General features: G+C 64.9%; 19 protein-coding genes and 2 tRNA genes. 15 read left to right on the top strand and 6 right to left on the bottom strand.

Annotated elements, in window-relative coordinates:
* The first annotated feature begins 171 nt into the window (after window positions 1-171).
* From AC54AF_RS12980 to AC54AF_RS12970, 3 genes are all read left to right on the top strand, one after another.
* Window positions 172-498, top strand: coding sequence for a Dabb family protein (locus AC54AF_RS12980; RefSeq protein ID WP_496636866.1), 327 nt, complete (start codon window positions 172-174; stop codon window positions 496-498).
* A 93-nt stretch (window positions 499-591) separates the two neighbouring features.
* Window positions 592-667, top strand: a tRNA-Asn gene (locus AC54AF_RS12975).
* 267 nt (window positions 668-934) lie between these two features.
* On the top strand, window positions 935-1,555 hold the full coding sequence (locus tag AC54AF_RS12970) for a choice-of-anchor C family protein (protein ID WP_496636865.1): 621 nt from the start codon (window positions 935-937) through the stop codon (window positions 1,553-1,555).
* A 125-nt stretch (window positions 1,556-1,680) separates the two neighbouring features.
* Here AC54AF_RS12970 and AC54AF_RS12965 read toward each other — a convergent pair whose 3' ends face one another.
* From AC54AF_RS12965 to AC54AF_RS12955, 3 genes are read right to left on the bottom strand one after another with little or no spacing between them, the layout of a single operon-like run.
* Window positions 1,681-2,688 carry a sulfotransferase gene (locus AC54AF_RS12965; RefSeq protein WP_496636864.1) on the bottom strand — a complete coding sequence of 336 codons (1,008 nt, stop codon included), beginning with the start codon at window positions 2,686-2,688 and terminating at the stop codon, window positions 1,681-1,683.
* Window positions 2,685-3,431, bottom strand: a complete 747-nt coding sequence (locus AC54AF_RS12960; protein WP_496636863.1) for an aspartyl/asparaginyl beta-hydroxylase domain-containing protein — start codon at window positions 3,429-3,431, stop codon at window positions 2,685-2,687. The genes AC54AF_RS12965 and AC54AF_RS12960 overlap by 4 nt, the downstream gene beginning before the upstream one ends.
* Window positions 3,416-3,904, bottom strand: a complete 489-nt coding sequence (locus AC54AF_RS12955) for a GNAT family N-acetyltransferase (RefSeq protein WP_496636862.1) — start codon at window positions 3,902-3,904, stop codon at window positions 3,416-3,418. Before AC54AF_RS12955 ends, AC54AF_RS12960 begins: the two co-directional genes overlap by 16 nt.
* A gap of 148 nt (window positions 3,905-4,052) precedes the next feature.
* Between AC54AF_RS12955 and AC54AF_RS12950 the strand changes: the two genes are divergently transcribed.
* The 6 genes from AC54AF_RS12950 (at window position 4,053) to AC54AF_RS12925 (ending at window position 10,880) form a co-directional block, all read left to right on the top strand.
* Window positions 4,053-5,069: an SAM-dependent methyltransferase gene (locus AC54AF_RS12950; RefSeq protein WP_496636861.1), complete on the top strand. Its 1,017-nt coding sequence runs from the start codon at window positions 4,053-4,055 to the stop codon at window positions 5,067-5,069.
* Window positions 5,070-5,194: 125 nt separating this feature from the next.
* A complete protein-coding gene (locus tag AC54AF_RS12945) occupies window positions 5,195-5,854 on the top strand; it encodes a sugar dehydrogenase complex small subunit (protein ID WP_496636860.1) in 660 nt (219 codons plus the stop codon).
* A complete protein-coding gene (locus AC54AF_RS12940) occupies window positions 5,851-7,509 on the top strand; it encodes a GMC family oxidoreductase (RefSeq protein ID WP_496636859.1) in 1,659 nt (552 codons plus the stop codon). Before AC54AF_RS12945 ends, AC54AF_RS12940 begins: the two co-directional genes overlap by 4 nt.
* Window positions 7,506-8,975, top strand: a complete 1,470-nt coding sequence (locus tag AC54AF_RS12935) for a c-type cytochrome (RefSeq protein WP_496636858.1) — start codon at window positions 7,506-7,508, stop codon at window positions 8,973-8,975. The genes AC54AF_RS12940 and AC54AF_RS12935 overlap by 4 nt, the downstream gene beginning before the upstream one ends.
* Window positions 8,976-9,107: 132 nt before the next feature.
* Window positions 9,108-9,509: a GtrA family protein gene (locus AC54AF_RS12930; protein WP_131687170.1), complete on the top strand. Its 402-nt coding sequence runs from the start codon at window positions 9,108-9,110 to the stop codon at window positions 9,507-9,509.
* A 72-nt stretch (window positions 9,510-9,581) separates the two neighbouring features.
* The gene (locus tag AC54AF_RS12925) at window positions 9,582-10,880 is read left to right on the top strand and encodes an NCS2 family permease (RefSeq protein WP_496636857.1); all 1,299 of its coding nucleotides are present in this window, start codon (window positions 9,582-9,584) and stop codon (window positions 10,878-10,880) included.
* Window positions 10,881-10,963: 83 nt separating this feature from the next.
* On the opposite strand, the gene AC54AF_RS12920 is transcribed toward AC54AF_RS12925, so the two are convergent.
* Window positions 10,964-11,671, bottom strand: a complete 708-nt coding sequence (locus AC54AF_RS12920) for a GntR family transcriptional regulator (RefSeq protein WP_496636856.1) — start codon at window positions 11,669-11,671, stop codon at window positions 10,964-10,966.
* 280 nt (window positions 11,672-11,951) lie between these two features.
* Here AC54AF_RS12920 and AC54AF_RS12915 point away from each other — a divergent pair.
* Window positions 11,952-12,027, top strand: a tRNA-Asn gene (locus AC54AF_RS12915).
* Between the two features lie 152 nt (window positions 12,028-12,179).
* On the opposite strand, the gene AC54AF_RS12910 is transcribed toward AC54AF_RS12915, so the two are convergent.
* Window positions 12,180-12,563, bottom strand: coding sequence for a hypothetical protein (locus AC54AF_RS12910; protein ID WP_496636855.1), 384 nt, complete (start codon window positions 12,561-12,563; stop codon window positions 12,180-12,182).
* Between the two features lie 338 nt (window positions 12,564-12,901).
* On the opposite strand from AC54AF_RS12910, the gene AC54AF_RS12905 reads away from it, so the two are divergent.
* The gene (locus tag AC54AF_RS12905; protein WP_496636854.1) at window positions 12,902-13,693 is read left to right on the top strand and encodes an alpha/beta fold hydrolase; all 792 of its coding nucleotides are present in this window, start codon (window positions 12,902-12,904) and stop codon (window positions 13,691-13,693) included.
* Between the two features lie 5 nt (window positions 13,694-13,698).
* Here the strand turns inward: AC54AF_RS12905 and AC54AF_RS12900 are convergent, their stop codons facing one another.
* Window positions 13,699-14,355 (bottom strand): hypothetical protein, encoded by a 657-nt coding sequence (locus tag AC54AF_RS12900; RefSeq protein ID WP_496636853.1) that lies wholly within the window; start codon window positions 14,353-14,355, stop codon window positions 13,699-13,701.
* Window positions 14,356-14,494: 139 nt separating this feature from the next.
* On the opposite strand from AC54AF_RS12900, the gene AC54AF_RS12895 reads away from it, so the two are divergent.
* From AC54AF_RS12895 to AC54AF_RS12880, 4 genes are all read left to right on the top strand, one after another.
* A complete protein-coding gene (locus AC54AF_RS12895; RefSeq protein ID WP_496636852.1) occupies window positions 14,495-15,334 on the top strand; it encodes a M15 family metallopeptidase in 840 nt (279 codons plus the stop codon).
* A gap of 217 nt (window positions 15,335-15,551) precedes the next feature.
* Complete coding sequence (gene tssM / locus AC54AF_RS12890) at window positions 15,552-19,364, top strand: type VI secretion system membrane subunit TssM (RefSeq protein WP_496636851.1); 3,813 nt, start codon at window positions 15,552-15,554, stop codon at window positions 19,362-19,364.
* Entirely contained in the window at window positions 19,361-20,341 is a 981-nt protein-coding gene (gene tagF / locus AC54AF_RS12885; protein WP_496636850.1) for a type VI secretion system-associated protein TagF, read from the top strand. Before tssM ends, tagF begins: the two co-directional genes overlap by 4 nt.
* Before the next feature lie 9 nt (window positions 20,342-20,350).
* Window positions 20,351-21,142, top strand: coding sequence for an OmpA family protein (locus tag AC54AF_RS12880; RefSeq protein WP_496636849.1), 792 nt, complete (start codon window positions 20,351-20,353; stop codon window positions 21,140-21,142).
* The last annotated feature ends 11 nt before the right edge of the window (window positions 21,143-21,153 follow it).

Below are 21,153 nucleotides of genomic sequence, written 5' to 3'. Positions count from 1 at the left end.
GGACTGTTAATCCGCAGGTCCCTGGTTCGAGTCCAGGTCGGGGAGCCAGAATTCGGAAGGCCATGTTGAAAAACATGGCCTTTTTTGTTTTCCGCCGCAGCCCGCGGAGCCGGCCGGTGCGTGATCGCGTTTTGCGCTATCCTGAAGGCATCACTTCAGGAGCCCCTTCCCATGACTTGTACCTCCGCCTTGCGCCATATCGTCCTGTGCGACTTCCTCGATGGCATCACGTCTGCCAAGCACGCCGAGCTCGTCTACGAGTTTTCCCAGCTGAAACACCGCATTCCCGGCGTGCGGCACTTTGAGTGGGGGCCGAATGTCAGCCCGGAAGGCCTCGATGACGGCTTTACCGATTGCTTTACCCTGACCTTCGATGACGCCGGCGCGCGCGACGTGTACCTGAGCCATGCGGCCCACCTGGCCTTTGTCGAGCAGCTCAAGCCATGGCTGGGTCGCGTGCTGGTATTTGACTACTATCCGCAAGAGCAACCCGGCTGACGGCCGCCGGGCAGGGTGGCGCCGGAAAAATACACATTTTTCTGGGGGAAATCTGGACATCGTAAAATTTCCCCTATAGAATGCGGCCTCTTTTCCCTGATAGCTCAGTTGGTAGAGCGACGGACTGTTAATCCGCAGGTCCCTGGTTCGAGTCCAGGTCGGGGAGCCAGAACATCAGCAGTATCGAAAAGCCCAGCCTTTACCGGTTGGGCTTTTTACATTTCAGGGTTTGCCCGCTTGTGCGTTGCACATCATTGCGTCATCCACATCATTTTCAATTTCATGATCGCCGGAGCTCCGATGCGAAAGCGGCCGAAGCTTGACGAATTATTTGTTATTAACTTAAGAATATTATTGATTTTTTAATTTTCCAGCCTTAAGCTGATGACTTCAGGAAAAATAAATTTCTTGAATAAAATAAAAGGGATATTGGATTATGCGTAAGTTGACTGCTTTGGCTGGTGTAGCTGCACTGATTCTGGTTGCGCCTATGGCGCACGCTAACTTGTTGAGCAATGGCGGCTTCGAATCGAGTACGTTTAGTGGCCCGTTCGCTCAGATAAACAGCGGCGGGCGTCTGGGCGCCTGGAACGTGGACAGCGGCAGCGTCGACATCATCAATCAATACTGGAAGCATGCGGAGGGCAATTACAGCCTGGATTTGAATGGCAGTTCTGGCGGACGTATTTCGCAGTCTTTCGGCACAGTGGTAGGACAGCAGTACAACGTCAGTTTTAGCCTGGCCGGCAATGCCGAAGGTGGCGGCAGCCTCAAGTTGGTGGATGTGGGCGTCACGGGCGTGCACAGCTTCACTTTTGACAGTACGGGCCGGTCTCCTTCCAACATGGGCTGGGTAAACGAAGGGTTCAGTTTTATTGCCACCGCTGCCAACAGCACCTTGTACTTTCAAGGGAATAATAAAAACAGCGTGTGGGGTGCGGCACTCGACAACGTATCGGTCACGGCCGTGCCAGAACCGTCGACCTATGCCATGCTGGCTGCCGGCCTGGGTCTGATGGGTTTCATGGCACGCCGCCGTCGCACGCAACGCGGTTAAGTAGCTTTTCCAGGCTGAGGCGCGGCCGCTCAGCGCAGTGCAACAGTTGCCACGCAAAAAAGCCCGGTCCTTCACCGGGCTTTTTTGCCTTTCATGGCGAGTGCCGATGGCACGCTGATGCAGCTTCAATTTCCTATGCGCAGCGCTTCCAGTGCCTGATAGCCTGCTTGTATCTGCTCCGCCATGGCCGGCGGGCTGCTTACCGCATGCGGCGCGTCGCCCCGGAATACCGTGCCATATTTCGCATGCACGCCGCCGCGTTCGCGCATCGATTGCAGCTGTCCGGCGGTGGGGGCGATGCGAAAGCGGGGCAGCAAGTCGTCCAATACCATGCCGGGCAATTGATTGTAGTTAATGAGCTGCAATTGGCCGGCGGCCGCATGGGGCAAGGCGGCGTCGAACAGGCTGGCCAGCACCAGGCCCGTATAGCCATCGATATCGCCCGGCGCCAGCTGGTGCGCGGGCAGTGGCAGCTGTGCCGGGTGCAGCATGCCGGGCACCATTTGCGGACCGCGCTGGCGCTGGTGCGAGGCGAGCACGGCTGGCGGTTCGCGGTAGACGAACAGGCAGGGCGTGCCGGGAAATGCTTGCCGCAGCAAGTCCAGGCTGTGGATGTGCCAGCAGTCGAACTTGATGAAGAAATGCGTCTCTTTGCCCGAGCGGCGCTGTCCCAGGGCCAGGATGGCCTGGCGCAGCAGGGTGATGCTGGCTGCCGGGTCGCCGCTGTCGTGGTACAGGCGCAGCAGCGAGTCGATGACGGGTGGCTCGGACATGACTATGCATTGCGGCAACGACGCCAGCAGCTGGCTCAGCAGGGTTGAGCCGCAGCGCGAGACGTGGAAGATGAAGGCATCGGGCGCCAGGCAATCGCCGAGCGTGGCCAGCGCCGCCAGCGGCGTGCGGCAGACGCGGCGCTCCTCATGCGGCTGGCGCGCCAGGGTATTGACAAAGAAGGCGTCGCCGAAAGCCGTTTCTCCCAGGTCGCGCCAGCACATGGCAGCGTCCGCCAGCGCATCGCCGCGCTCTACGTAGAGTGGATACCAGCCGCGCAAGTTCATGCCCTCATGCCATGCCACCGTCTCGCCCCTGGCCAGCAGGCGTTCTTGCTGGGCCAGGCCCGGCGCGGCGCTCAAGGCGCGTTCCCGTCGGCCAAGGCGGCCAGCGCGGCCAGTTCGCTGGCCAGCGCCAGGCTGGCAGGCGAGGGCGATAATCGCAGCTGGGCGATGACGGCGTGCACATTGCCATCGTGGATGCCGGGGGCGCCATATTTGGGGGCCGCCTTCGGCACGAAGCCGGCCGAGGCGAACAGCGCTTCGAGCCAGGCATTGGTGACGCAGTCGAGCACGAGGTGGATGCGCGGCGCCGTGCCCCGGTTATGCACGGCGTGCAGGCAGCTGGCATCCATGTACCAGGCGTGGCCGGCCGTGAAGTGGACCGTCTCGTCATCGATGGTAAACAGCACCTGCGGCGAAGTGTGGATGGGGATGTGGATGCGGATCAAGCCATCGGCCAGCGACGTGCCGGCATCGCGGTGCGCGCGGATGAGGGCGCCTGGCGCCAAGGCCATCAGGCGCGCGGCGCGGATCTCGCATGCGAAGCTGGCGAGCACCTCGCGCAGGCAGGCGCAGCGCGCCAGTTGCGGCGTGGCGGCGTAGGCGGCGCCGTCGATGGGCATGATGTGGCCGGCCTGGCCGCCTGCCGAGCGCAGCGGCACGCAACTCCAGCCCTGGTCGTAGGCGCCCGTATTGAAATGGCTGATCCACTCGCCGGCGGCGAACTGGTCACTGTCGCCTTGCATGCGCGCCACGTCAAAGTGCAGCGGTAGCTGCAGCCAGCTGCTGGGGATATGTTGTGCCGGCACTATGGCGCGCTCCATTCCAGTTGCTCCTGCACCTCGTTTTCCCCGCGCCGGCGAAAGCCCAGCCGCTGGTACAGGGCGCGCGCGGCGGCGTTGCTTTTGTTGACGGCAAGGTGGATCCGGCATTGCTCCGCCCCCGCTTGCGCCTGCAGGCCGCGCAGCACGGCGCTGCCGGCGCCCTGGCCTTGCGCGGCGGGCAGGATGGCGATGTCGATCAGGTGCAGCACCTGGTCCCGGCGGTCCAGGATCAGGCGGCCGATGGGCGTGTCTCCGTGCTGCAGCACCAGGTACGCGGCGTGCGGATACGCCTGGCGATAGCCGTGGCTTTGCATGCGCTGCTGCATGGCGATCAGCTGTTCGATGACGGCGGGCTCGGCCGATATCTGGCGCAAGTCGTCGCGCGTGGAACGGTACAGCGCGGCGGCAAAGCCATCGTCATCGTCGCGCTGGACGCGCAATTGGTAGGGGGCGGAAAGCGGCAAGACGTGCATCGGTGCTCCGGTAGGTGTTTGCAGCTGGAGATGGATTAACAGGCGTACAGTTATTTGCTATGCTGCCAATTTTTCCGCGTACTGGCAATCATTTCAAGGAAGCCGCCATGCATTTTGTCTGTATCCCGCCTTTTCCGTGGAGTCGCGTGTGACTTCGGCACGCGCCGAACTGACCGCCATCGCCGCTGCGCTGTGCGATCCGCAGCGTTCCCTGGCGAGCCTGGTCGGCGAAACGGTGCAGCTGCGCCAGCTCGTCGAACGCCATTCGCGCCTGTCCATGGAGCGGCAAGATGGTTTGCGCGATGGCGAAAGTTTTCTCCCTAGCGGCTGGGCCATCTCGCCCGTGCAGGCGGGCCTGTGCGCGCGCGAACCGTACCGCAGCGCCGCCTTCATCCAGGGCCTGGCGCTGGCCGTGCGCGAGCGGCTGGGCGTCAGCGGCGGGCGGCCCGTGCACGTGCTGTACGCGGGCTGCGGCCCGTTCGCCTTGCTGGCCCTGCCGGTGATGGCCATGCTTGATGCGGACTTGGTGCAGTTTGCCATCCTCGACGTGCATGCCGAGACCCTGGCGTATGCGCGCGACCTGATCACAGCCGTGGATCTGGATGGCCACGTCGCCGAGTACATTTGCGCCGATGCGGCCGCCTATCGCATTTCTGCCGGCGCCATGCCGGACGTGATCGTCAGCGAGACCATGAATACGGCGCTGGGCAAGGAGCCGCAGGTGGCTATCCTGCGCAATCTGCACGCGCAAGCGCCTGCGGCGGCGCTGTTGCCGGCATCCGTCACCGTGCACCTGGGCCTGGACCGGCGCGCGCCGGGCGAGCCTTGCACCGACTGGGGCCGCGTGTTTGCCCTCGATGGTGACGCCTTGCGCGCCTGGCAGGGTGAACTGGGCGACAGCTTGCCGGCCGCCAGCATCCGTCTGCCCGACGTGCTGGCGCAGGCGCCGCGCCTGCTGACGCGCATCCGCGTGCATGGCGACATCGTGCTGGGCGACCATGACTGCAGCCTGAACCTGCCCCTGGCCCTGCCGGGCAAACCGGTCCTGGCTGGCGGCAGCGTGCTCGACTTCCATTACCGCCTGGGCTGCCAGCCGGGACTGGCGTTTTGCCTGCGCGAAACTCATCAATCCATGCAGGCATTGCACCGGCCAGTGTCTCTGTAGTAGTAGTACTTCATTGGCAGACTATTTACTTCTGTAGGATAATATGGAACCGGTTCCATTTATGCGCAAATGCACTGTAGCGCAATCATCGAAGTCAATAAAACAACAAGTCTTGCGGGAGTCTCATGAACCATCCAGGCAGCGAACCATCTGCAGCATCCGTTTCATCCCTTCCCCACATCAGCCGCCGCCACGCCCTGATCGGCCTGGCCGCCTTGCTGGCGCAGGCCGGTTTCTGGAGCAATCCCCTGTCCGCCGCCATGCCGGCGCCGGCCAGCGCCCCGGCGCCCGGCCTGGCGCCGGCCACCATGCTGTTCTACACCTTGTCGCAAACCATCACGGGCCACCGCGACCTGTCCGCCGCCACGGCGGCGCGCATCGAACAAGCCATGCACAGCAACGTGCCCGGCTTCGCCGACCGCTTGCCGCAACTGGGTGCGCTGCTCGTCACGGGCCAGGACGCGAAGGCGCTGCTGGCGGCCGCCACCGCTGCGGACGCCGGCTTGCGCGAGCTGGCGCTGGCCATCGTTGCCGCCTGGTACACGGGCACTGTTGCCGGCCATCCCGCGCAGGGCACGAAGTCCATCGTCGTCGCGTATGCGGAAGCGTTGATGTACCGCACGGTGGCCGATGGCCAGGTCGTGCCCACCTATTGCAATTACGGCCCCCTGTGGTGGCTGAAGGCGCCGCCGGCCGTGCGCGTCGCCGCGCCCGTGGCGCCAAAACCCGTACCGGCCCCGGCCACCACTGGCACTCCCGAACCGAAAGGCAAGCAAGCAAAATGAAATCACCCCAATTCAAGAGTAATGGCGACGTCGTCGCCGATGTCGTCATCGTCGGGACCGGCGTCGTCGGCGCCATGATGGCCGACCAGCTGGCCGCGCAGGGCCATTCCGTGATCATGCTGGAAGCGGGCCTGCGCATCGAGCGGGGGCAAGCCGTGGAAAACTGGCGCAACATGCCGTTCGAGAACCGCGTCGGTTCCGACTTCCAGGGCCTGTATCCGCAGGCGGACAATGCGCCCGCGCCGCTGTATTTCCCAAAGAATAACTACGTGGAATTGTCCGGCCCCAGCGGCAGCAGTTTCCAGCAAGGCTATCTGCGCACGGTGGGCGGCACCACCTGGCACTGGGCTGCGTCGTGCTGGCGCCATTTGCCGTCCGACATGCGCATGAAAAGCGATTACGGGGTAGGGCGCGACTGGGCTATTTCCTACGATGAGCTGGAACCGTACTATTGCCGCGCCGAGCAGGAAATGGGCGTAGCCGGCCCCAACGATCCCGCCCTGCAATCGCCCAGCGAGCGCAGCGCGCCGTATCCGATGGACATGGTGCCATGGGGCTATGGCGACAAGCGCTTCGCCGAAGTGGTCAACCCGCACGGCTACCGCTCCGTGCCGATTCCGCAAGGCCGCTCGACGCGCCCGTGGCAGGGCCGCCCGACTTGCTGCGGCAATAACAATTGCCAGCCGATCTGCCCCATCGGCGCCATGTACAACGGCATCCACCACGTGGAGCGGGCCGAGCTGAAGGGCGCGGGCGTGCTGGCCGAGGCCGTCGTCTACCGCATCGATACGGACCAGAACAACCGCGTGACGGCCGTGCACTGGTATGACGCGAAAAAACAGTCGCACATGGCGACGGGCAAGGCCTTCGTGATCGCCTGCAACGGCATCGAAACGCCGCGCCTTTTACTCCTGGCGGCGAACCGGAACAATCCGAACGGCATCGCCAACAGTTCGGATCAGGTCGGCCGCAACATGATGGACCACTCGGGCTTCCACTGTACCTTCCTCGCCAACGAGCCGATCTGGACGGGCCGTGGTCCCGCACAGAGCAGCTGCCTGGTCGGACCGCGCGATGGGGCCTTCCGCGCGCAGTATTCGGCCAACAAGATGATCCTGAACAACATCACCAGGGTGGGACCTGCCACGCAGCAGTCGTTGAAGCTGGGCCTGGTGGGCAAGGATCTCGACGACGAGATCCGCCGCCGCGCCGCGTTCGGCGTGGACTTGTCGATCAGCCTGGAACCGTTGCCCGAGGCGCACAACCGCCTGACCTTGAGCAAGACGCGCAAGGACCCGCTGGGTCTGGCCTGCCCCGACATTTACTATGACGTGGGCGATTACGTGCGCGATGGCGCGAAGGCCGCGCATGCGCAGCTCGAGCACATCGGCAAGCTGTTCGGCGCCGTGGAATTCCACATCACCGACAGCCTGAACGCGAATAACCACATCATGGGCGGCGTCATCATGGGCCGTAACCGTCTTGACTCCGTCGTCGACGGTAATTGCCGCGCGCACGATCACGCCAATTTGTGGCTGCCGGGCGGCGGCGCCATGCCGTCAGCCAGCGTCGTGAACACCACCCTCAGCATGGCCGCGCTCGGTTTGCGCGCGGCCGACGACATCGCCCGTACCCTGGCAAGGGAGGCAGCATGATGCACCGTTTATTGCTGAGTCTGGCGCTGGCGGCTATCTTGCCCCTGGCCGCGCACGCCGTGCCACAGGCACCGCCCGTCACGCTGACGCCGGACCGTCCGGCCGCGCCGGCTGCAGTCGCTGCGGCTGGCCCCGATGCGCGTCTGGAGCGCGGCCGCTACCTGGCCATCGCGGCCGACTGCATGGCGTGCCATACGGCAGCGGGTGGCAAGCCGTATGCGGGCGGCTACGCCATCGACTCGCCGCTGGGCACGATCTACGCGACGAATATCACGCCATCGAAAAAAGGCGGCATCGGGCATTACAGCGAAGCCGATTTTGCGCGCGCGCTGCGCGAAGGCGTGCGCGCCGACGGCAGCCATCTGTATCCGGCCATGCCGTACACCAGCTATGCGCAGCTGACGGATGCGGACGTGGGCGACCTGTATGACTACTTCATGCAGGCCGTCAAGCCAGTTGACGAGCCGGCGCGCCAGACGGCCCTGCCATTCCCGTTCAATGTGCGCCTTTCCATGTTGGGCTGGAATACCTTGTTCCTTGACAGTAAACGCTTCGTGCCCGACCCGGCAAAGGGCGCGCAGATCAACCGTGGCGCCTACCTGGCCGAAGGCCTGGCGCACTGCAGCGCCTGTCACACGCCGCGCAACGCGCTGATGGCGGAAATCGGCAGCCAGACCCTGGCGGGCGCGTCGCTCGGTTCCTGGCATGCGCCGAATATCACGTCCGACAAGGTCAGCGGCATCGGCGCCTGGACGGATGCGGAACTCACGGCCTACCTGAAGACGGGCCATGTGGAAGGCAAGGGGCAGGCGGCGGGTGGCATGGCCGAAGCCATCCAGAACAGCCTGCAATTCTTGCGCGATGACGACGTGGCCGCCATCGTTGCGTGGCTGCGCACGGTGCCGCCCGTGCGCGCGCCGGGACAGACCAAGGCTGCCTTCAGCTATGGCAGCGCCGCCAGCGAAGAAGCTGCGCTGCGCGGCATGGCCAGTTCCACCGAGCACCATTCGCTCAACAGCGGTGCCGTGCTGTTTTCCGGCTACTGCGCCAGCTGCCATTCGGCCAGCGGCGCCGGCAGCACGGGCCAGGCGTATCCCGCTCTGTTCCACAACACGGCGACGGGCGGCAACACGCCGGCCAACCTCGTCTCGGCCATGTTGTTCGGCGTCGAGCGCAAGGTCGAAGGGGAGGAGCACGAAGCGTTCATGCCCCGTTTCGACCAGCGTTCCTACGTGCAGCCCTTGACGGACGAGCAGATCGCCGCTATCGCCAATTACGTGCTGAAACAGTATGGCAACCCGGCCGTGTCCGTCACCCCCGCGTATGTGGCGCAGGCGCGCAGCGGCGGCGAGAAACCCGTGCTGGCGCGCATGCAGCCGTTCATGCTGCCGGGCGGCATCGTGGGCATCTTGCTGCTGATCGCGCTGTTTGTATGGCTGCGCAGGCGCCGCCAGCGCAAGGAATAAGTGTCGAAGCGGCGGCGAATATGAACGTTGGGCGCAACTTGCAGTAAAATGCAGGCTGAAAAATGGTTACGAGCAATCGTAGCCATTTTTTATTCTGGCCCGATCCTGCTTTCGCTCATTTGAAAATTGACAATGTCCCATTCCCTGCATCACCAATTTTTGCGTTTCGCCGCCGTCGGCGCTTCCGGCACGGCCGTGCAATACAGCGTGCTGTGGGGCGGCGTGGAATGGGCCGGCATCAGCGCCGCCGCCGCGTCCGGCATCGGTTACATCCTCGGTTCCGTCGTCAACTACGTCCTCAATTACTTTTTCACGTTTAAAAGCGACAAGGGACATGGCGAGGCGGCTTCCAAGTATTTCACTTTGCTGGGCATCGGCTGGTGCATCAATACGGGCCTGATGTGGCTGCTGGTTCACCAGCTGGGCTGGTATTACTGGCTGGCGCAGGTGCTGGCGACGGGCATCGGGCTGGTCTGGAATTTTGCGGGCAGCCGCTGGTGGGCCTTCAAGCCGGCCAACGCAGCGACCAAATAAATAGTTGCAAGAAAAAAAGATGCGCATAGTCCAAGACCAGGCGCGCGGTTTTACCAAAACAAGGGGTTAATCATGCAGTTCCTGGAACGCTATTTCAAACTGAAGGACAACGGGACCAATGTGCGCACGGAGCTGCTGGCCGGCCTGACCACGTTCCTGACGATGGCCTACATCATCTTCGTCAACCCATCCATCCTCGGCGACGCGGGCATGCCGAAAGACTCCGTTTTTGTCGCCACCTGCCTGGCGGCCGCCATCGGTACCCTGATCATGGGCCTGTACGCGAACTACCCGATCGCGCTGGCGCCGGGCATGGGCTTGAATGCGTATTTCTCGTACACGGTGGTCAAGGGCATGGGCATGAGCTGGGAAGTGGCGCTGGGCGCCGTCTTCATTTCCGGCTGCCTGTTCATCCTGGTCAGCCTGTTCAAGGTGCGCGAGATGATCATCAACAGCATCCCGCCCGCGCTGCGCACGGCCATCACGGTCGGTATCGGCCTGTTTCTGGCCATCATTTCCCTGAAAAGCGCCGGCGTGGTGGTGTCGAACCCGGCCACCATCATCGCCCTGGGCGACTTGCATAAGCCGGCGCCCATCCTGGCCATCCTCGGCTTTTTCATCATCGTTGCGCTGGACCGCCTGAAGGTGCAGGGTGCTATCCTGATCGGCATTCTCGCCATCACCATTGCCAGCTTCTTCTTTGGCGGCAACCAGTTCAACGGCATCGTCTCGCTGCCGCCCGCCATCGAGCCGACCCTGTTCAAGCTCGACATCATGGGCGCGCTGTCGATCGGCATCATCAATGTGGTGCTGGTGTTTTTCCTGGTCGAATTGTTCGATGCGACGGGCACCCTGATGGGCGTGGCCAACCGTGCCGGCTTGTTGAAGGACGGCAAGATGGAGCGCATGAACAAGGCCTTGTTGGCCGACAGCACGGCGATCGCCGCCGGCGCCTGCCTGGGCACCTCGAGCACCACGGCCTTCGTGGAAAGCGCGGCTGGCGTCCAAGCGGGCGGTCGCACGGGCTTGACGGCCGTGGCGGTCGCGCTGCTGTTCCTGGGCAGCCTGTTCTTTGCCCCGCTGGCCCACACGGTGCCGCCGTACGCGACGGCGCCCGCGCTGCTGTACGTGGCTTGTCTGATGCTGCGCGAACTGACTTTCATCGACTGGGATGACAGCACGGAAAGCATTCCTGCCGCCATCACGGCGCTGATGATGCCGTTTACCTATTCGGTGGCCAGCGGCGTCGCTTTCGGCTTCATCACCTATGCGGTATTGAAACTGTTGACGGGCAAGGGCAAGCAGGTATCGGTGGTGGCTTACATCATTGCCGCCATCTTCCTGTTCAAGTTTATCTACTTGAGCGAGTAGCGCATTTGCCGGCAAGCGGTTGCTGGCGCATGAAACAAGGCCGCCCGTGCACCCGCATCGGCGGCCTTTTTTGATGGGGCGGCTTACATCAGCAGCGCCGCCACCAGGTCTTTCTTGGCCTCGCCGGCGCTGCCGTCGAAGCGCAAGGCTGCTTCCACGTGTGCCAGGTGCTCCACCATCAGGCGCGCCGCCAGGTCGGCGTCGCCGCTGCGCGCGGCCTGGAGAAAGCGGCCGTGTTCGTCGCACGAGCAGGCCGCGGCGTGGCCGGACTGGTACAGCATGGTGATCAGCGAGCTGCGGCCCACCAGTTCGCGCACGATGTCGCGCAGGACGGCGTTGCCAGCGATATCGGCCAGCAATACGTGAAAGTCGCCCAGCAGTTGCGAGCGTAGCGGCGTGTCCCGGGCCAGCGCCTGGCGCTCCGCTTTCAGGTGGCGCTCCAGCATCCTGTAGTCGGCGGCTTTGGCCCGCGCGACGAATTCGCGCGCCAGGGCCGCCTCGATGATGCGCCGCGCGGCAAAGATGTCGCGCGCCTCCGCTTCCGTCGGCTGGCTGACGAAGGCGCCCTTGTCGGGCACCATGCGTATGAGTTTGTCTTTCGAGAGAATCAGCAGGGCGGCGCGGATCTTGGTGCGGCTGACGCCATACAGCCGGCACAGCGCCTCTTCGCGCAGCCGTGTGCCGGGCGGCAATTGGCGCGCCACGATGGCGGCCGCCATATGCTCGGCAATTTCCGCCGAGCTGTCGCCGCTGCCGGGTTTGTCCACCAGGGTTGCGCTTGATTCTGTCATGTCGGATGAGAGCAGTCAGCCAGGGGCAAGGCGAACCTTGCAAGCGCATGTCCGCGCGGGGCGTGGTTGACGCCTCGCAGCCGGCATGCCGTTGTGTGCCTTGCGTGTCGGCAAGGCCTGGCTATTCTACTATCTTGCGTGACGCCGCGCAGACGGACACAGCCATCCGTCGAGGCTTGCCCGCTGGCGGCCTGTTTTGCCGGCCATGCAGCAACCGTGCAGCAACGATGTGGTAACGACTGGACATGAGAAATTTTGACGTATATAATTCGGCCTCCTTTCCCTGATAGCTCAGTTGGTAGAGCGACGGACTGTTAATCCGCAGGTCCCTGGTTCGAGTCCAGGTCGGGGAGCCAGAACAAGCAGTAGCGAAGGGCCACGTGGCAACACGTGGCCCTTTTGTCATGCGCGCACGGTTTCCGTCCACGCTTGGCCATCCCTTCAGTGCCTTAGCGACGTGCGCGCTGCCGGCCAGCTGGTGGCTGGGACACGCGCCGTGTTTCCCGGATCAGGGATCGACAAACACGTCGAAACGTACCTTGAGCGGGCTGCCCCAGGAGATATCCACCCAGGCACGGAAGCCGCCGTTGTACGGTGCGATGTTGTACACGGCCATGCGGGCGGCGCCAATGAAGCGGTCCTGGGCATTCGCGCCATATTCGCTGATGTTGAGCAACACGCGCGAATTGGCCTTCACATTGGCATTGACGAAGTTGACCGAAGGATGCACGCCATTGGCGGTCCACGTGTAATAGGTGGTGAAGGCGGCGGCGCTCAGGTTCAAGTCCTGTGCGGCTGCGCCTTTTGCGCTTTTTCCTTCCTGCTCCATCGGCGCATTGGTTTCTTCCAGTGCCAGGTTGCTGCCGGTGCGATGTTCTACTTTCATTTCCATGATGTACTCCTGATCGATAGTTTGGACGCCGCGCCTGTCGTCGTGCGGCAAGACGCCCTATCTGTTGCCGTGACGGCCAGTGTCACGGCCTGGCTGATAAGGTAGCCGCCTGCTCCATGCTGTTGGAGTAAGCCATTCTAGGTAAACGCGCAGGCAAAAAGCGCGCGGCGCCGCCGGAAAAACGGCACTCACTTGTGCTGGCGCAAACACCGTGCAGGCAAGCGGCCATATCTTTTCCTCCAGGCTATTTCTACGCAGGCGCCACGCATGCCGCGCAGGACAATGGCACAATAGGTCCAGCCGACCTGTCGATGCGCAACCCGTTGCGAGCCTAGCCCATGCCGATACTGAACCTGAGTGCCGAAACCGATATCTATTACGAACTGATCGAAGGCGATCCCGCCAAGCCCTGCCTGGTCTTCCTGCACGAGGGACTCGGCTGCTGTGCGATGTGGAAGGATTTTCCCGCGCAGCTATGCCAGGCGACGGGCTGCCGCGGCTTGCTGTATGACCGCCACGGCTATGGTCAGTCGTCGCCGCTGGCGGGGCGGCGCCAGCTCCATTACTTGCACGACTATGCGCTGTGCGAACTGCCGCAGGTGCTCGCCGCACTGCTGCCGGGGCAGGACCATTTTTTGATCGGCCACTCCGATGGCGGCAGCATCGCCCTGATCTATGCGGCGCAGCAGCCGCCGCGCTTGCGCGGCATCATCACCGAGGCGGCGCATGTGTTTGTCGAAGGCATCACGCTCGACGGTATCCGCGTGGCGGACGCGGCGTTTGGCGCGGGCAAGCTGCGCGCGCTGGCGAAATACCATGGCGACAAGACGGAGACCATCTTCAAGGCCTGGTCGGATACCTGGCTCAGCTATGGATTCCAGTTCTGGAACATCGAATACCTGCTGCCTTCCGTCGAATGCCCGGCGCTGGTGCTGCAGGGCAGCGAGGACCAGTACGGTAGCGCGGCCCAGGTCGACACGATCGTGGCGCAGGCGCTCAACGCCGTGTCCGCCATGGTCGAGCAGTGCGGCCATACGCCGCACCAGGAACAGCCGCAGGCCTTGCTGGCGCTGATGGAAGGCTTCTTGCAAGGCCGCATGGCCGCGGCCGCTCACCCGCGAAATACGTGAGTTTCTCAGTGGCAGGCCGGATCGCTGTCCCAGCGGCCCGAGCAAATGCGCGAGCGGCACAGCATGCCTTCGATCAGGCCCAGCTGCTGACAGCGCCGCAAGAGTTCCGCCGTCTCTTCTTCCTGCCTGCGCAGCACCACGTCGCGCGCAGGCGCTGCCGTGCCTTCTTGCCGGTGCGCATGGGCGACCATGGCCGTCAGCAAGGCGACGTCGCTGTCGCCGGGCGCGACAGCCGGCCTAGTCCCCTGTTCTCGCGCGGCGGCCTGGCGCACGGGCGGTGGCGTCTTGCGCGGCGCACTCGCGGCCGCCACCTGGGGCAAGGGCGGTGCCGCCGTATTGACGATGGTGGCCGCCTGCATCGCGTGCGGCAGTAGCGTTGGCGCCGGCATTCCGGGCGCCGTCATGGCCGCGGCGGGCGCTGGCGGCTGGGGCGGGACTTCCTTCTCATAGGCAAGTACGGCGGTGATCAGCACCGCCAGGCACAGCGCGCCAGCGCTCCAGTGCCGCCAGTCAGGATGCCAGCGCACGGCCGGCCTGGCCGCAGGCACGGCGACGCCGTGTTCGAGTTGTGACAGGATGCCCTTGCCTTCGATAGGCGCGCCCGCCTTGCTCAGCAGGTCAGGACCGCGCGCCTGGCCATTCCCGGTTTTCAATACAGACAAAATATCACCTCCGCAGTGGATCAAACTCGACTGACCTTGATGTAAACCGCGCTCATGCGGGCCGCGGACGCCTACGATCTAGCGATACCGCCGGGCAATTGCCTGTCCGGCCCCGACTATCCCCATCACGGAGCGCCCCATGTTCGTCGCCCTGGTCCTGATGTATTTCCTGCTTGCCTGCTTTGCCTGCTGGCTGCTGCTGTTCCCCGGCGGCCGCGCCATCGTGCTGCACACGCTCGTCAACCTGGGCTGGCGCATGCAGCGGCGCGCGCAACACCTGAAAGGCGGCAGCGGCGCGCAGTGGCAGCGCGTGCAGCAGCATACGGGGTCGGGCATGGCGCGCGCCTGGCAGCTGCTGTGGCGGCATCGCTGGCTGAGCCTGGCCGGCAGCGTGCTGGTCATCGTGCCGCCGCTGCTGGCCTGGCTGTCCAGCGACCGCATCGCCCTGCGTGGCTATGCGGACCAGCAACATGCGATCAATGAGCAGGTCAGCGACTTGCTGAAAGGCGAGCAGCTGGTGCCGCCGCCGGCCTTGCCGCCGCTGCTGTTTTCCACGGCGGAAGTGACGCAGCTGCGCCCGCTGCTGGGCGGCGCCAGCCGCAACTGGCAATTGCTCGACCACGATTTCGCGCAGCGCCTGCTGCTGGTCTTCAAGATCATGAAGGACGTGCATGGCTACGACATGGTCTTGCTGGAAGGCTATCGCAGTCCCGCGCGCCAGGATCAGCTGGCGGCGGCCGGCCCGAACGTGACGAACGCCAGGGCGTTTCAAAGCTATCACCAGTATGGCCTGGCGGCCGATTGCGCATTCATGCATGAAGGAAAGCTCATCATTTCTGAAAAAAATGCCTGGGCCATGCGCGGCTACCGTTTGTATGGCGTGACGGCCGAATCGGTGGGCCTGCGCTGGGGCGGACGCTGGACCATGATGGATTTTGGCCACACGGAATTGCCGCGACCGCGCGTGCTGGGCAAGTAAGCCGCGCCAGCCATTCTAGCGCCGCGTGGCGGCCCGATTTTCACAGCTGCAAGCTTGCTTGCGCAGAGTCAATGGCACGCCGGCGCCTGCCGCGCGCTGGCGCCTGGTACTTGTCATATGTCAACAAAGGCAGGCCGCATTGCTGTCAGCATGGGCCGACTCCGCCTCGCTGCGCGGCGGCATTCCCCCTGCTTTGCGACCTCACCCTGGGCTCATCATGCTGCGACGAATCTGGCATTTCCTCACCGACAGCCGTAATCTGACCATCTTCGGCTTCGTGGCGCTGGCCGTGTTCCTGTACCTGGGCGCCGGGGCGCTGGAAGTGGCGCTGATCTGGGCGCTGGCCTTGCTGCTGCTGGCCTTTGTCTCCTGGCTGGGCTGGTGGCTGTGGCGCCGGCGCCGGGCGCGGCGCGATGCGCAGGCGCTGGGCCAGGCCATCCTCAACGAGGCCGAGATCGCCGCCGCGCAAGCGGCGTCCGCGTCCACGGCCAGCAGCACCCAGCTGGGCGAACTCGACGCCGTGCGCACGGGCATGCTGGCCGCCATCGAGACCATCAAGACGTCCAAGCTGGGCCTCAAATCGGGCGCCGCCGCCCTGTACGAATTGCCGTGGTACATGATCATCGGCAATCCGGCAGCCGGCAAGAGCAGCGCCATCCTGCATTCGGGCTTGCAGTTCCCTTTCGCCGACGGCAAGATCATGCAAGGCGTGGGCGGCACGCGCAACTGCGACTGGTTTTTCACGACGGACGGCATCGTGCTCGACACGGCGGGACGCTATTCCGTCGTCGACGAGCACCGCGGCGAATGGTTCGGCTTTCTCGACCTGCTGAAAAAATACCGGCGCAAGGCGCCCATCAACGGCATCCTCATCGCCGTCAGCATCGCCGAACTGGGCGGCGACCCCGACGTCGGCATGCAACTGGCGCGCAGCCTGCGCAAGCGCGTGCAGGACGTCATCGAGCGCCTGGAAGTGTTCGCGCCCCTGTACATCGTGTTTACCAAGGCCGACCTGATCGCCGGCTTCACGGAGTTTTTCGCCGATGCCGAACGCAGCGAGCGCGAGCGCGTCTGGGGCGCCACCATGCCCTACCAGCGCAAGCTGCCCACGGCGGACTTGCTGGCGTTTTTCGACCAGAGTTTCGATGAATTGCACGATGGCTTGACGGAGCTGAGCCTGGCGAACATGGCGCACCGGCAACGCAAGACGATGGCGCCCGGCGTCTTTACCTTTCCGCTGGAGTTCGCCGCCATCAAGCCGGCCCTGCGCGCCTTCATCGCCACCCTGTTCGAGGAAAACCCGTTCCAGTTCCAGCCCGTGTTCCGCGGCTTTTACTTTACCAGCGCGCTGCAGGAGGGCGAGCCCGTGAGTGCCTCTTCGCAGCAGGTGGCGCGCCGCTTCGACCTGGCCTTCGCGCCGGCCCCGGCCGCGGCGCCGTCCGGCGCGCGCCAGCATGGCTATTTCCTGCTGGAGTTGTTCCGCAAGGTGATCTTTGCCGACAAGCACCTGGTCGCCAACTATGCCAACCGCGCCAAGCTGCGCTTCAAATATGCCGTGTTCTTTGCCGCGACGGTGTCGCTGGGCGCCTGCCTGGGCGGCTGGAGCTGGTCCTACCTGGGCAACCGGCAACTGGTGGCCAATGTCGAGGCCGATCTGAATAAAGTGGTGAAGCTGCAGGAGCGGCGCCTGGACTTGCAGTCGCGCCTGGAAGCGCTCGAGATCTTGCAGGACCGCATCGAGCAGCTGGAAGCGTACCGCACGCAGCGGCCCTGGTCCTTGCGCCTGGGCCTGTACCAGGGCGAATTGCTCGAACGCAAGCTGCGCGAGGAGTATTTTGCCGGCGCGCGCCAGGTCATGCTCATCCCCGCGGCGGGCGCGCTGGAAGCGCTGCTGTTCGAAATGAACGCCAGCGCCGACCAGCTGCAGCCCACGGCGCGCACGCCGCAGACGCCGGCCGCCGCGCCGCGCAGCGTGCAGTACCAGGCGGCCAGCGCGACGAATGTGGAAGACGCCTACAACGCGCTGAAAACCTATCTGATGCTGGCCGATAAGGCCCACGCCGAAAGCAGCCACCTGAACGACCAGCTGACGCGCTTCTGGCGCGGCTGGCTGGAGGCAAACCGGGGCGCCATGCCGCGCGAGCAGATGATACGCAGCGCCGAACGGCTGCTGACCTTTTACCTGGCGCAGATCGGCGACCCGTCCTGGCCGCGCATCGAGCAGAAGCTGGCGCTGGTCGACCAGGCGCGCGAAAACCTGCGCCGCGTGGTGCGCGGCATGCCGGCGCGCGAGCGCGTGTATGCCGACGTCAAGGCGCGCGCCTCGACGCGCTTTCCCGGCATGACGGTGGCGCGCATCGTCGGCGAACAGGATCAGGCGCTGCTGGCGGGCAGCTACGCCGTCTCCGGCGCCTTCACGCGCCGGGCGTGGGAAAAGTTCGTCGAGGGCGCATTTCGCGACGCCGCCAACCGCGAGCTGCAAAGCGCCGACTGGGTGCTGAAAAGCGCCTCCACCGACGACCTGACGCTGGAAGGCAGTCCGGAGCAGATCGAGAAAAACCTGGTGGCCATGTACAAGGCCGACTACGCGCGCGAGTGGCAAAAATTCGTGCAGGGCGTCGCCGTCGCCGACCTGAAAGGCTTCGACGGCGCCGTGCAGGCGATGAACCGCCTGGGCGACCCGCAAGCGTCGCCAATTGCCAAACTGCTGACGACCATTTACGAGGAAACTTCGTGGGACAACCCGGCGCTGCAGAATGCCCAATTGCGCAAGGCCGAGCGGGGCATCGTCGCCTGGTTCAAGGAAACCGTGCTGCGCCGGGCGCCATCGCAGCTGACGGCCAATCCCGGTCTCCATGCGCAGCTCGATCCGGCCCGCCTGGATAAACCCATGGGACCCGTGGGGCGCGAATTTGCCGGCGTGGGCAAGCTGGTGGCGACCAGGGACAACAATGCCTCGCTGATGCGCGCCTACCTGGAAGCGCTGTCGAAACTGCGCAGCCGTTTGAACCAGCTGAAGAACCAGGGCGACGCTGGACCGGGCGCGCGCCAGTTCATGCAGCAGACCCTGGAGGGCAGCGGTTCCGAACTGGCCGACGCCTTGACACTGGTCGACGAGCAGGTGCTCACGGGGATGAGCGACGCGCAAAAGCAGGCGATTCGTCCCATCCTCGTGCGCCCGCTGATGCAGACCTTTGCCGTCATCGTCGCGCCGGCCGAACTCGATATCAACAAGACCTGGGCGGCGCAGGTGTATGAGCCGTTCCAGAAATCGCTGGCCAACAAGTATCCGTTTGCGCCCACGGCGCGCATCGAGGCGAGCAACCTGGAGATCGGCCAGTTCTTCGGCCCGGAAGGCCTGGTGGCGAAATTCGTCACGACCTCCATGGGCCCATTGGTGGTGCGGCGCGGCGACGTGCTGGCGCCGCGTACCTGGGCCGACATGGGCATCAGCCTGGCGCCGCAGGTGGTGGCGCGCTTTCCCGGCTGGATCGCGCCGCTGGGCGCGGGCGGTGTGGCGGCCACCTCGACGGCGGCACAAACCGTGTTCCAGATCCAGCCGTCGCCCGCGCCGGGCACGCTGGAATACACGGTGGAGATCGACGGCCAGCAGCTGCGCTACCGCAATACCCCGGCGCAGTGGACGAACATGGTGCATCCGGGCCCGCAGGGTGCATCGGGCCAGCAAGGCGCGCGCATCACGGCCGTCACCTTCGACGGGCGCACGGTGGAGCTGTTCAACGAGCCGGGGCAATTCGGCTTGAAGCGCATGATCGATGCGGCCACCAAAAAGCGCAAGGAGGGCGGCGTGTTCGAACTGCGCTGGGCGCGCGGCGAGGTGGCCGTGGCGGTCGACCTGAAAATCACCAGCAGCGCGGAGACGGCCGGCGCGGGCGGGACTGCGGCGCTGCAGGAGCAGGGCTTTCGCGGCATGCAGCTGCCAGAGACCATCGTCGGCGCGCCTGCCGCGCCAGTGCAAGTGCCGGCGCCGGCCATCGCCGCCGCAGCCATGCCCGGGGTGGCGCCATGATGCGCGCGCAACAGCAGGTGCGCCTCGGTTACTTTGGCAAGATCCCCGCGCGCGGCGACTTCATCAAGGCTTGCGACAATCACGCGCTGGTGCAGCTGCTCGACGACTGGCTGGCGCAGGTCATGATTGCCCTGACGGTGGAACCGCGCTGGAAGCTCAATTACGACGCCTTGCCGCCGCTGCGCTTTGCCTTTGTCGGCACGCGCAGCCGGCGCGCCATCGCCGGGCGCCTGGAAGCGAGCAACGACCAGTCGTTGCGGCGCTTTCCCTTCATGGCCATGGGCGCGCTGGAAGTCGATGACGCCGACGCCTTTGTCGCTTGCAGCCCGCTGGCGCTGGCGCCGCTGTGGCGGCGCGTGGAGCAGCTGTCGCAAGGCATCGTGGCCAGCGCCGAACCGGGGCCGGCCCTGCTGGCGCTGGCCGGCAACGTGGTCGAAGTCGAACCGGACGCACCTGGCCACGCGGCGCGGCTGGCCGCCTTTTTGCAGGCGCAGACGGTGCATGGCCTGCAGATGATGCTGGCGTCGCCCGCGTTTCCCGTGACGGTGCGCGAATTGCTGCTGGGCCTGGGCCTGCTGCTGCAGCCCGTGCGCCAGAGCGGCTTGCCGCGCCTGGAAAAAAGCCTGGTGCTGCCGCTGCCGCAGGATGCGCAGCTGCGCGAACTGGTGGCCAGCTTCTGGCTGCACCTGATCGCGCCTTTCCTGCGCCAGGCCGATTTCGAACTGGCGCTGTTCTTTTCCCACCTCGACGAGGCGCCGGTGCTGGTGATCGGCTTTTGCGGCGCCGACCCGCACGGTTTGCGCGCGCTGATCGATCCGCAGGCGGGCTGCGAACGGCTGATCGTCTTCGACCAGCTCGACTGGGTGGAGGAGCAGCTGGGACGCGATGCGGCGCTGCGCCAGTTTTCCGCCTGCCTGCAGCAGGAGCAGCTGTCGCTGCGCTCGGCCTGCGCCATGTTTGCCGATACCTTTGTCTGAAGGATTGCGATGAAATCTCCTGTCATGTTCCTGCTGCTGCCGCTGCTGCTTCCTGCAGCCACTGCCTGCCGCGCGCAGGCGCAAGCGCCCCAGACGCCGATGCCGGGGCAGATCCTCGTCACGGGCACCCTGGCCGACGAAGCGGGCAAGGCGGCCGTGCTGGCCCGCCTGCGCGAACTGTACGGCGCCGAGCGCGTGGTCGACCAGATCGCCATCGGCAACGTGGCCGTGCCAGCCAACTGGAACGCCTACGTGCAAAAGCTGATCGCGCCGAACCTGAAGCTCATTTCACGCGGCCAGATCAGCATCGCCGGCAACAACGTCAGCGTGCGCGGCGAAGTGGCGAACGAGGCGCAGCGCCAGCAGATCGCCAGCGACATCGCCACCAGCCTCAATCCCACGTATGTCGTCAACAATGGTTTGCGGGTCAGGGCGGCCGAGGCCGAGCAGGGTTTGCTCGACGCGGCGCTGGACACGCGCATCATCGAGTTCGACAGCGGCAAGGCCACCGTCACGCCGGCCGGCCTGGCCATCCTCGACGAGATGGCGGCCGCCATGCTCAGGCTGCGGGGCCGCAAGGTGGAGGTGATCGGCCACACCGACGACACGGGCCTGCGCGCCAGCAATGTGGCCCTGAGCCAGGCGCGTGCCGAAGCCGTGCGCGCCTACCTGGCCAGCAAGGGCATCGTGGCCGATTCGGTGCTGGTGTCGGGCCAGGGGCCGGACCGCCCCGTGGCCAGCAACGCCACGGCCGATGGCCGGGCGAGGAACCGGCGCATCGAGTTCCGTATTGCGCAATGATCCGTGCGCAA

This window comes from Janthinobacterium sp. JF4 (assembly GCF_059617925.1).
This window is presented reverse-complemented; position numbering and strand designations above follow the sequence as displayed.